Below are 12,509 nucleotides of genomic sequence, written 5' to 3'. Positions count from 1 at the left end.
AAAAAAAATGGATGTTACAAAAGTTATAAATAAATTTAGTGCAAATATAATCAAACCTTATAATATTAATATAATTAGAGGAGATGGTAGCTATGTTTACGATAGTAATAATAAAAAATACATTGATATGGCAACAGGAATCTCCTCGACAAATTTTGGCCACAAAAATACAGAAATTATTAACACCTTAACTGAGCAGGCCCAAAAAATAGCTATTGTACCAAGACTTTTTTATAATGAACCTTTAGCTATGTTTTTAAAAAAAGCTTGTGAATTAACAAATATGGATAAAGCTATAGTGATGAATACTGGTGCTGAAGCTATTGAAACAGCTATAAAAGTTATTAGAAAATGGGCTTACCTAAAAAAACAGATACCTCAAGATAAAGCTCAAATAATAACTTTTGACAATAGTTTTCATGGCAGAACTATTACTGCGATTAGCTCCTCTTCAGAAGAAAAATACAAAGCTAATTTCGGACCTCTAACCCCAGGATTTAAATCTGTTCCTTTTAATAATATTAACGCTTTTAAAAATGCTATTACTGATAACACTGCGGCGATTATTATAGAACCGATCCAAGGTGAAGCAGGAGTAATCATTCCAGAATCTAATTATCTAATTCAATGCCAAAAAATATGTAAAGAAAAAAACATTTTATTTATATTAGACGAGATTCAGACTGGAATGGGAAGAACTGGGAAAAACTTTGCTAAAGAACATTATAACTTAGATCCTGATGGAATAACTCTAGGTAAATCTTTAGGTGGTGGCGTTTTACCAATATCATTATTTTTAGGTAAAGAAAAAGTTATGGATGTTTTGAGCCCTGGCGACCATGGTAGTACTTTTGGAGGAAATCCTTTAGCAAGTGCTGTTGGCTACAAGGCATTATGCCTCTTAGAACAACAAAACCTAGCATCTAAATCAGAGATTTTAAGCAACTTTTTTATAAGTGAGTTAAATAAAATAAATTCTAAATATATTAAAGAAATTAGAGCTAAAGGCTTATTTATAGCCTTACAAATTAAGACAAAATATTTTGAAGATTTTTATCATAACTTAATAGACTCAGGAATATTGGCTGTAAAAACCAGAAACAACTCTATCAGACTTCTTCCTCCATTGACTATAAATAAAGAGACTATTACTGAAGCTATTCAAATAATAGACAAAATAAAAATATGATAGACTACTATATACTATTTTAGTTACTGCTATCAATATTACTTATTTCAACCAAGTCTTTATTTACTAACAGGTTCTATCAGTTTGTGACAGAAGCATATTATAGTTAATCCGATAGTTATTTGACAATAATGTTATAATATTTAGAAAAAATGTCATCATATAGCCAAGATTTCAGAGATATCGTAATAACTAAATATAAAGACAGCTATTCTCAGTGAGCCCACAAAGCTATTAAACTCAATGCTTAGTTTTTAACTTTTTCGCACTAATTTTCACTAGAATATACTAAAATACTTAATATTATTAGATAATAACATACAAATATTAAAATATTTTTTATGTAATGGTCAAAACCAAAAAACATCTAAGTTTACAGCCACTTATAGATGGATTTAAGTCTAACATTAGTAATTTACCAGATAATAGACGAGCTAGTAGTGTAAATTATCAAATTAGTGATGCTGCATTATCTACCCTTGCCTGTATGTTTTACAAATCATCTAGCTTATTAAAATATCAAAGATTAATGCAGAAACGACAATATAAAAATAATCTGCAAACCCAATTTGGAGTTACAGAAATACCTAGTGATAATCAACTGAGGACTATCATATCAAATATTAAGTATGATAAGTTTCAACCAATATTCAATAACTACTTAAACCGTTTACAACGAGGTAAGCACTTATCTAATTTTAGGTTTGAAGATAAGTATCTTGTAGCATTAGATGCTACACAATACCATTCATCTGAAACTATAAAATGTGAAGAATGTTTACAAAAGAGAAAACGTAATGGTAAAGTAGAATATAGCCATCAGGCATTACAAGCAATAATATGCCATCCAAATCAAAAGCAAATATTCCCATTAATGCCTGAACCTATTAAAAACACTGATGGTGATAAGAAGCAAGACTGTGAAATTAATGCAGCTAAACGCTTATTACCAAAACTTAGATCACAACATCCAAGAATGAACTTTATATGGCTAGCAGATAGTATCTATGCTACTAAACCCTTTATAGAATCAGTAATACAAAATAGAGAAGATTATATATTTAGAATAAAACAGGGTAATCATAAACATCTATATGAGTGCTTAGATAGCTCTGAATATCAAAGTCATAAGAGTACTATGGGCAATACATCTATCGCATACAGATGGTATTATGACATACCTCTAAACAAAGACTCAAGCACGAAAGTTACTGTAGTTAAAGCTTTTACGATTAGCAAAGACAAAGATGGTAAGCAAAAATCAACGATAGCTGGTGTGTGGGCAACCAACTTGGAGGTTGATAAGAGCAATATAGCACAGATAACTAAGGCAGCAAGAGCTAGATGGCGTATAGAGAATCAGTGTTTTAATACTCTTAAAAACTTTGGATATAAACTAGCTCATAATTGGGGTCATCTGAAAGGGGAAAGCTTTAATTTTTATATTTTAATTATGCTAGCTTTTTATATTCATCAAATATTAGAATTCACAGACCAGTTATTTCAATGGTGCAGAAAAGTCTGTGTTACATATGATGATTTATGGGATGAACTATTAGGTATGTTCAAACTTTTATTATTTGAAAGTTGGGAGCATATGCTGATCCATTTATTAGATAATAATGGTATTGATCCTCCACAAATAGTGTAGGTTTATCATCCCTTCATTTAGTTGGTGGAGGATAGCTGTACTTGTTGCAAAATAAGCTATGAATTCGATTATAAAACTGATATTTTTTCATTAAAATTTCCCATTATTGTGAATTGACTATTATATTTTTCTCTAAAATTAAGTTGATGCATGCAAATATAAAAAAGTAGGTGAAATATTCAACTGACTGAGAATAACTGCCTAGAAGCACATTTTATGATTGTCTTACCAGACTTGGTTTTAGTTTTAAAAAAAGACACCTAAATATAAGCAAAGAAAAGAACAAGATAGGCAAAGTTTTATAGAGGTTGTTGAGACTATTGAACCTAACAAACTTGTATATTTAGATGAAATGGGTATGGATAATAAACAGTCTGTACTAAGAGGATGGTCTCTTGTTGGTAAACCTAGCTATGGTGAAGTTATTGCTTATCAAACTCAGAGAAAAAGTATAGTTGCTGGTTATAACTATTTAGAAAAGAAGATTATAGCACCGCTAGAGTATACTGGATATACAGATACTCAAATTCTTAATCAGTGGTTTGAAGAGCATTTATGTCCTGAGTTAATTCCAAAGACTACTGTTGTTATGGATAATGCTAGTTTTCATAAGTCTCCTAAATTGGCTAAAATAGCAGAGAAGTTTGATATACAGATACTATACCTTCCTGCTTATTCTCCTGATTTAAATCCTATAGAAAAAATTTGGGCCAATTTTAAAAGAATTTTAAGAAAAGTAAATAATTCTTTTGATAATTTATCTGATGCTATTACTCACGTCTTTAGCACAATATTATCAGATTAACTATACATATGGATGCACATTTTAGAAATATTTTAACTGATGGATCACGGTTATATTACAGTGATTTTGGTTTAGCTCTATCTTCTCAATTTCAGTTATCTATGGAGGAGAAAAAATTTTTTTACAAGAATATCACTTATGATAAATCGAGCGGAATTGTGAATTTATTAAATTGTATTATTACGTCTATCAGTAAAAATAATTTACCTCAAAGAACAAGTATTCTACAAAACATAATACTAGATGACGTTTCTTCTTTTACTAATAAACTTAATCAATATAAGCGAATGTTAAATCATGAAATTAAAGAAATTATTTCATCAGAACCAACTTCACTTGATATGATTTTAAAAGATTATATGCCTATTGCCATAAAAATGGATGAATTCTATTATTGTTTAATGAAAAAAGATAAGTCAACTCAATATCCAAATAACGTATTTGAGAAGCTCTTAAAGAATATTGGTTGGGATTAAGTAATGATAAAGTAAGCATATAATAACTATCAGTAGTTCAAAAAAGGTGTTTATTGATTAGATCAAATTGTATGAATTTAATTAAGGGTCTGAAAGCCTTAATTTATAAGGGATTATATAATCTTTGATTAGTAGTTCTAAAATCAATTTGTCAGCTGTAAGCCAGATATAACAATAGTTACAGCTATGCTCACGGAAATTCCGTACCTTCCTGAATAGAACCCCATTACATAAAAAATATTTTAATATTTGTATGTTATTATCTAATAATATTAAGTATTTTAGTATATTCTAGTGAAAATTAGTGCGAAAAAGTTAAAAACTAAGCATTGAGTTTAATAGCTTTGTGGGCTCACTGAGAATAGCTGGTGTAAATTCAATATAATTAACTGTCAATCTTTGCAACAGAACCAGTTATGCTGCTTAACTTACATAACCCTAGAACGGGAGAAGAGTCTTCTTGATGATTGGTGTACCTGACTTCTAGAAATATTCAGAGCGGTCTTGAAAGATCCTCTCTGATAAAAAGGTTTGTGATAACCATCGTATCCATGTTTTTTTATATTTTCTTGTATTATACAACGAATTGTTAATTCTGCCCACTCTGCATACTCATCTTCATTTTTATAAATTGAATATATATAGTTTATAGAATTAGCAAGGGATTGATTTATTGCTATAGTAAGAACGGGAAGCATATCTTCTAAAACATTTGTTAGATAAGCATTTATAATGGTATGCAAATTCTTTTTAACTGCTAAAATTAAAGCTTCATCTAATGGTAAAGGCTTAGATATTTTATAATTAAAATACTCTTCTATAGTCTCTAATTTCATTGAATAAGCCCCAATTTCCTTTAAAGCTTGGTCAGCATATCTTCTATGACCATAATCTCTAAGAAGCTGATAAGGGAATTGGTTATTCTTATTTCCCATATTTCCTCCTTCTACATCAGCATATTTATCTTTTAATTTAACAACTTCTTCAATTAAATTATTTAGATAAGATTTGATATCATCTATTTGGGAGTGAATGTTATAACAAATATAACATCTATTACTAAAGTCATATAATAAAATTTCCTCTGTTTCAATTGCACCAGACTCTATCAGGCATGCAGTTTTAAAATCAGCTCTACCAATTCCATTAAACACACTTGAGTCTAAGTTTTGTAAATTAATATCCAAAGGATCTGGATTATTCTTTATAACTTCTTCAATTTTTAATAAAGTGTTAAAAATAGGCATATCTAAAGAAGTGGCAATAAGATCTTCACGGTTATCGGCATCATATCCATAAATCTTATAATTTTCAAGATAATTATAGTAAGCTAGTAACGATGGATATAAGTAGTAGTATATCCCATGTAATATATAGTTTATATATTGATCAGATCCTTTGCCTATATTTAATCGAGAAAATGATATAGAAATATTACAAAATACATTATTAGTAAATGTTGAACACGGATCTACTATTTCTTCATTAAAATCTACTTCTTTTTCATCAAGATCTTCTTCTTCATAAAAGCTTGAGCCTCTAGAGGTAACAGAATAAGTAGGACTTTGTGTTCTAGATTGTTGATAAGCTGGTTTACCTCTATGATCACGAGAATATCTATCACTAACTTCTTCAGTGCTTGAAACTCCAACATCTAATTGATAATATTGAGAAAGAAGCCACCCTATATTACTAAAAAGCAGAGGGTTTTTCTCTAAAATTGCTTTAATAAAAATTTTAAAATCATTTTTTATTAAAATGTTCTTAAATTCATAAAATTCATAAAATGAATCTCTCTTTTCTTCATCATTGCCTATTTTACGTTTTCTTGAGATGGCATTTTTAAATCTTTTCATATTTGCTTATAAATAATTTTAATAAGAATATGGTATACCATATTTATTCATAATAAAGCATTTTTTACGGCACCGTCAAGTTAACTAATTAACAGCTATTCTCAGTGAGCCCACAAAGCTATTAAACTCAATGCTTAGTTTTTAACTTTTTCGCACTAATTTTCACTAGAATATACTAAAATACTTAATATTATTAGATAATAACATACAAATATTAAAATATTTTTTATGTAATGGTCAAAACCAAAAAACATCTAAGTTTACAGCCACTTATAGATGGATTTAAGTCTAACATTAGTAATTTACCAGATAATAGACGAGCTAGTAGTGTAAATTATCAAATTAGTGATGCTGCATTATCTACCCTTGCCTGTATGTTTTACAAATCATCTAGCTTATTAAAATATCAAAGATTAATGCAGAAACGACAATATAAAAATAATCTGCAAACCCAATTTGGAGTTACAGAAATACCTAGTGATAATCAACTGAGGACTATCATATCAAATATTAAGTATGATAAGTTTCAACCAATATTCAATAACTACTTAAACCGTTTACAACGAGGTAAGCACTTATCTAATTTTAGGTTTGAAGATAAGTATCTTGTAGCATTAGATGCTACACAATACCATTCATCTGAAACTATAAAATGTGAAGAATGTTTACAAAAGAGAAAACGTAATGGTAAAGTAGAATATAGCCATCAGGCATTACAAGCAATAATATGTCATCCAAATCAAAAGCAAATATTCCCATTAATGCCTGAACCTATTAAAAACACTGATGGTGATAAGAAGCAAGACTGTGAAATTAATGCAGCTAAACGCTTATTACCAAAACTTAGATCACAACATCCAAGAATGAACTTTATATGGCTAGCAGATAGTATCTATGCTACTAAACCCTTTATAGAATCAGTAATACAAAATGGAGAAGATTATATATTTAGAATAAAACAGGGTAATCATAAACATCTATATGAGTGCTTAGATAGCTCTGAATATCAAAGTCATAAGAGTACTATGGGCAATACATCTATCGCATACAGATGGTATTATGACATACCTCTAAACAAAGACTCAAGCACGAAAGTTACTGTAGTTAAAGCTTTTACGATTAGCAAAGACAAAGATGGTAAGCAAAAATCAACGATAGCTGGTGTGTGGGCAACCAACTTGGAGGTTGATAAGAGCAATATAGCACAGATAACTAAGGCAGCAAGAGCTAGATGGCGTATAGAGAATCAGTGTTTTAATACTCTTAAAAACTTTGGATATAAACTAGCTCATAATTGGGGTCATCTGAAAGGGGAAAGCTTTAATTTTTATATTTTAATTATGCTAGCTTTTTATATTCATCAAATATTAGAATTCACAGACCAGTTATTTCAATGGTGCAGAAAAGTCTGTGTTACATATGATGATTTATGGGATGAACTATTAGGTATGTTCAAACTTTTATTATTTGAAAGTTGGGAGCATATGCTGATCCATTTATTAGATAATAATGGTATTGATCCTCCACAAATAGTGTAGGTTTATCATCCCTTCATTTAGTTGGTGGAGGATAGCTGTACTTGTTGCAAAATAAGCTATGAATTCGATTATAAAACTGATATTTTTTCATTAAAATATTCCATTATTGTGAATTGACTATTATATTTTTCTCTAAAATTAAGTTGATGCATGCAAATATAAAAAAGTAGGTGAAATATTCAACTGACTGAGAATAACTGATATGTTACTAGCCTTTAAATATTGATTATTTTAATATACTTTATATTCGCACCTCCATAATTAATAAAAATGATTAAATCCCTAAAACAATTAGCAATACAGGCTGGCCTAGAATATTTTGGTGAAGATGTCTCGATTAAAACAGTTACTATTAACTCAAATGAGATAAAACAAGATGCTTTATTTATAGCAATTATAGCTAATCGCGATGGCCATGAGTATATTCCAAGTGCTATAAAAAATGGTGCTAAGGCACTTTTGGTTTCAAATAAACAAGCTATAGATACTCCACAAATTGTTTGTGATAATACAATTAAGGGGTTAAGAATTTTAGCTAAAGAATATCGTAAATTATTGAAGATGCCGATAATTTCTCTAACGGGAAGTTGTGGAAAAACTACAGTCAAAGAGATGATTGTTACTCTCCTTGATAAGAAAAAAATACATTTTACTCAAGGAAATTTAAATAACTATCTAGGTGTGCCAATCACAATATTAGAAACTCCTCAAGATGTTGATTTTGTAATAATTGAAGCAGGTACAAATGTTGGTGGTGAGATTAAAGCAGCAGCAGATATTATTCAGCCTGATATTGCAATGATTACAAATGTTGGAGCTTGTCATTTAGAAAATCTTAAAACAATAGAAGGTGTTATGCTTGAGAAAGGGGATTTGCTGCAAGCACTGCGTGATGATGGTTACTGTATTGTTAATTTAGATGATGAAAATATTTCTAAATATGTTAATAGGCTCAACTGTAATAAAATAACATGTTCAATGCTAGATGAAAATGCAGATATTTTTGTTTTAAATTATCAGACCACACCAGAAATTTATGATATTAAAATCAAGATTTTTGGGAGAGAGTACTGTTATAGGTTGCCAAATATTGGTAAGCATAACTTATTTAATAGTGTCTTAGCAATTGCTAGTGTAGTTGCTACAGGCTTAAAACCTAAAGATTTTCTTACAAATACAATATCTATAAAAAACTATAAAGGTAGATTTTTTAGTGAAAGTTTAAGTGATAAACTAATTTTAATTGATGATACATATAATGCTAGTACTAATGCTGTTCAAGCAGCCATAGAAGATTTAACTGAATTCGATGGTAAAAAGTTACTCGTCATTAGCTCGATGCGTGAATTAGGTGATGAGTCAGAGAAGTATCATAGGCAAATGGGACAGTGGCTTAAACAAGCCTATTTAGATAAGGTATTTTTATTTGGGGAAAATCATCTTATAAATTATGTATTAGAGGAGTGCAGTAGCTCGAATGTTAACTATTATGAAAGTAAGGATCAATTAAATAAAGATCTAAAGGATGTTATTGAGCAATATAAGGATGATAATGTTAAACTAATTGTCAAGGGTGCGCGAAGTTTTGAAATGGAAGAAGTGGTGGCTTTTGTAAAAGGAAAATATGTGTAACTTTTGCACTGTTTCAACTATCAAGCAATAGTCTTACATATTGTAGATTTTATCAGTAATTTATCAGTTATTCTCAGTCAGTTGAATATTTCACCTACTTTTTTATATTTGCATGCATCAACTTAATTTTAGAGAAAAATATAATAGTCAATTCACAATAATGGAATATTTTAATGAAAAAATATCAGTTTTATAATCGAATTCATAGCTTATTTTGCAACAAGTACAGCTATCCTCCACCAACTAAATGAAGGGATGATAAACCTACACTATTTGTGGAGGATCAATACCATTATTATCTAATAAATGGATCAGCATATGCTCCCAACTTTCAAATAATAAAAGTTTGAACATACCTAATAGTTCATCCCATAAATCATCATATGTAACACAGACTTTTCTGCACCATTGAAATAACTGGTCTGTGAATTCTAATATTTGATGAATATAAAAAGCTAGCATAATTAAAATATAAAAATTAAAGCTTTCCCCTTTCAGATGACCCCAATTATGAGCTAGTTTATATCCAAAGTTTTTAAGAGTATTAAAACACTGATTCTCTATACGCCATCTAGCTCTTGCTGCCTTAGTTATCTGTGCTATATTGCTCTTATCAACCTCCAAGTTGGTTGCCCACACACCAGCTATCGTTGATTTTTGCTTACCATCTTTGTCTTTGCTAATCGTAAAAGCTTTAACTACAGTAACTTTCGTGCTTGAGTCTTTGTTTAGAGGTATGTCATAATACCATCTGTATGCGATAGATGTATTGCCCATAGTACTCTTATGACTTTGATATTCAGAGCTATCTAAGCACTCATATAGATGTTTATGATTACCCTGTTTTATTCTAAATATATAATCTTCTCTATTTTGTATTACTGATTCTATAAAGGGTTTAGTAGCATAGATACTATCTGCTAGCCATATAAAGTTCATTCTTGGATGTTGTGATCTAAGTTTTGGTAATAAGCGTTTAGCTGCATTAATTTCACAGTCTTGCTTCTTATCACCATCAGTGTTTTTAATAGGTTCAGGCATTAATGGGAATATTTGCTTTTGATTTGGATGGCATATTATTGCTTGTAATGCCTGATGGCTATATTCTACTTTACCATTACGTTTTCTCTTTTGTAAACATTCTTCACATTTTATAGTTTCAGATGAATGGTATTGTGTAGCATCTAATGCTACAAGATACTTATCTTCAAACCTAAAATTAGATAAGTGCTTACCTCGTTGTAAACGGTTTAAGTAGTTATTGAATATTGGTTGAAACTTATCATACTTAATATTTGATATGATAGTCCTCAGTTGATTATCACTAGGTATTTCTGTAACTCCAAATTGGGTTTGCAGATTATTTTTATATTGTCGTTTCTGCATTAATCTTTGATATTTTAATAAGCTAGATGATTTGTAAAACATACAGGCAAGGGTAGATAATGCAGCATCACTAATTTGATAATTTACACTACTAGCTCGTCTATTATCTGGTAAATTACTAATGTTAGACTTAAATCCATCTATAAGTGGCTGTAAACTTAGATGTTTTTTGGTTTTGACCATTACATAAAAAATATTTTAATATTTGTATGTTATTATCTAATAATATTAAGTATTTTAGTATATTCTAGTGAAAATTAGTGCGAAAAAGTTAAAAACTAAGCATTGAGTTTAATAGCTTTGTGGGCTCACTGAGAATAGCTGATTGCATCTGGATATGTTCTTAAGTAGCTTTCTATCGCTTCCTTATCTGTAAAGGTTGCTACTCTACCGCAACCCAAGCCTTGCTTAGATTTATAATCACCAGTTGTCTCGTATAAGTTTATCCAAGATCTAGTAGTACGGATATCTATATTAAAAAAATTACTTAGCTCTTTGTCTGTTAGGCCTTCTTTATATTTAGTTATTACGATACCTCTGAAATCTTGGCTATATGATGACATTTTTTCTAAATATTATAACATTATTGTCAAATAACTATCGGATTAACTATAGAAGGTTGCGAGATCTCATAAAATCAGTTGTTTCTTGAATTTGATTTTCGACCAATTTAACTACATCAATAAAAGCATTATTTTTATTAAATAACTGTTTGCTTAACCATTCATAAAGATTCTCTGGTATAAATTCTATGAATAAATAAATATGTTGTGTTGCTACAATCTTTTCTTTTAATCTATTATGTATTTCTTTATTATTTTCCCAGTATATAGTGTCTTGATCTAAATCATCACGCTCTGATCTTGAAATAGTGTTATTTGTATTATCTTTTAATATCCGCCAATGATACATGATCGGGAAATTATAACACTCACCTGTAATAACCCAGTTAGTTGTTATTCTATGTGTAGCCAATTCACGCCAAGCTCCAAACCCAGCTGATCCAATGCCATACTGATAACACATTGGTAGATTGAATATATTAGCGGTAGACATATAATTTTCTGCCTGCAACTCTCTATCTGTTATTGGTATTTTTTTAACAAATATAGGGATATCGTTTATGTTTATTTTTAGAGATGTACCACCAATGCCGGTGTGCATCGCTTTACCAGTTGATATTATTTGCTCAATCTGATTATTGGACATACAGGTTAAGATATTGGAAATCTTATTATATTTACTATATCTTTCAATAGTTTTATTCATTTAAACATAATCTTTTTAGTTTACGGCTAGTTATATAATTGTTTAAACCAATATGATTTGATAACCCTAAATACGTGGCTATTTTTCTAACAGAGAGTCCTAACGATAGTAGTTCTTTAATTTTATCGATATCATCGTCAAATTTGCTCTTCTGAATAGTACCTTTAGGCTTGCCCAGTTTAATTCCTTGAGCTTTCTTACTAGCTAAAGCCTTTTGTTCTTGAACTAATTAGATCTCTTTCTAGCTCAGCAAATAAAGAAAACATAGTAACTATTATTTTCGAGGACATATCATGAGATTTTATATCAAGACCTTGTTTGATAGATATTAATCTTACTTTTTTAGTGATAATTTCATTAACTAGATCAATTACTTCAGATGTACTTCTTCCTAGCCTACTTAGTTCTGTAATAATTAATGTATCAGCTCCATCTAATTTATCTAGTAGTTCTTCAATCCTACGAGACTTAGTTGATTTCTTAGATGATATCTCTGTTTCAATAAAGTGATCAATTTTAAAATCATTTTTTCTTGCATACTCATAAATTTCTAATTTTTGATTTTGAGTATCTTGACTACCTGTTGACACTCTAATGTATGCAAAAATATGTGACATTTAGCTAGTGGTAAGTATTAATATAAAATATTAGCAATAATTATACATTTTGATGATTCAATTACAAATATATCTATATAACAAAAAGGT

General features: G+C 29.5%; 9 protein-coding genes and 2 pseudogenes. 6 read left to right on the top strand and 5 right to left on the bottom strand.

Features of this window, described 5'->3' with window-relative positions; genetic code table 11:
- The first annotated feature begins 7 nt into the window (after positions 1–7).
- The 4 genes and pseudogenes from rocD (at position 8) to ACR0PV_RS02565 (ending at position 4,121) form a co-directional block, all read left to right on the top strand.
- Positions 8–1,189 carry an ornithine--oxo-acid transaminase gene (rocD, locus tag ACR0PV_RS02580; RefSeq protein WP_488173451.1) on the top strand — a complete coding sequence of 394 codons (1,182 nt, stop codon included), beginning with the start codon at positions 8–10 and terminating at the stop codon, positions 1,187–1,189.
- Positions 1,190–1,535: 346 nt separating this feature from the next.
- Positions 1,536–2,840: a transposase family protein gene (locus tag ACR0PV_RS02575; protein ID WP_488173447.1), complete on the top strand. Its 1,305-nt coding sequence runs from the start codon at positions 1,536–1,538 to the stop codon at positions 2,838–2,840.
- A gap of 197 nt (positions 2,841–3,037) precedes the next feature.
- Positions 3,038–3,645 (top strand): annotated as a pseudogene (locus ACR0PV_RS02570) (IS630 family transposase); the annotation flags it as partial.
- Between the two features lie 8 nt (positions 3,646–3,653).
- Complete coding sequence (locus ACR0PV_RS02565) at positions 3,654–4,121, top strand: hypothetical protein (protein WP_488173450.1); 468 nt, start codon at positions 3,654–3,656, stop codon at positions 4,119–4,121.
- Between the two features lie 428 nt (positions 4,122–4,549).
- Here ACR0PV_RS02565 and ACR0PV_RS02560 read toward each other — a convergent pair whose 3' ends face one another.
- Entirely contained in the window at positions 4,550–5,977 is a 1,428-nt protein-coding gene (locus ACR0PV_RS02560) for a hypothetical protein (protein ID WP_488173449.1), read from the bottom strand.
- Between the two features lie 233 nt (positions 5,978–6,210).
- On the opposite strand from ACR0PV_RS02560, the gene ACR0PV_RS02555 reads away from it, so the two are divergent.
- Both ACR0PV_RS02555 and ACR0PV_RS02550 read left to right on the top strand, forming a co-directional pair.
- Positions 6,211–7,515, top strand: coding sequence for a transposase (locus ACR0PV_RS02555; RefSeq protein ID WP_488173095.1), 1,305 nt, complete (start codon positions 6,211–6,213; stop codon positions 7,513–7,515).
- Between the two features lie 270 nt (positions 7,516–7,785).
- Positions 7,786–9,147 (top strand): UDP-N-acetylmuramoyl-tripeptide--D-alanyl-D-alanine ligase, encoded by a 1,362-nt coding sequence (locus ACR0PV_RS02550; RefSeq protein ID WP_488173448.1) that lies wholly within the window; start codon positions 7,786–7,788, stop codon positions 9,145–9,147.
- A gap of 264 nt (positions 9,148–9,411) precedes the next feature.
- On the opposite strand, the gene ACR0PV_RS02545 is transcribed toward ACR0PV_RS02550, so the two are convergent.
- From ACR0PV_RS02545 to ACR0PV_RS02530, 4 genes and pseudogenes are all read right to left on the bottom strand, one after another.
- The gene (locus ACR0PV_RS02545; protein ID WP_488173447.1) at positions 9,412–10,716 is read right to left on the bottom strand and encodes a transposase family protein; all 1,305 of its coding nucleotides are present in this window, start codon (positions 10,714–10,716) and stop codon (positions 9,412–9,414) included.
- Between the two features lie 143 nt (positions 10,717–10,859).
- Positions 10,860–11,096, bottom strand: a pseudogene (locus ACR0PV_RS02540) (helix-turn-helix domain-containing protein); the annotation flags it as partial.
- A 46-nt stretch (positions 11,097–11,142) separates the two neighbouring features.
- Positions 11,143–11,802 (bottom strand): hypothetical protein, encoded by a 660-nt coding sequence (locus tag ACR0PV_RS02535; RefSeq protein ID WP_488173446.1) that lies wholly within the window; start codon positions 11,800–11,802, stop codon positions 11,143–11,145.
- Between the two features lie 200 nt (positions 11,803–12,002).
- The gene (locus ACR0PV_RS02530) at positions 12,003–12,419 is read right to left on the bottom strand and encodes a recombinase family protein (RefSeq protein ID WP_488173445.1); all 417 of its coding nucleotides are present in this window, start codon (positions 12,417–12,419) and stop codon (positions 12,003–12,005) included.
- Positions 12,420–12,509 lie beyond the last annotated feature (90 nt).

The organism is Francisella sp. AG1, from assembly GCF_057683165.1.
This window is presented reverse-complemented; position numbering and strand designations above follow the sequence as displayed.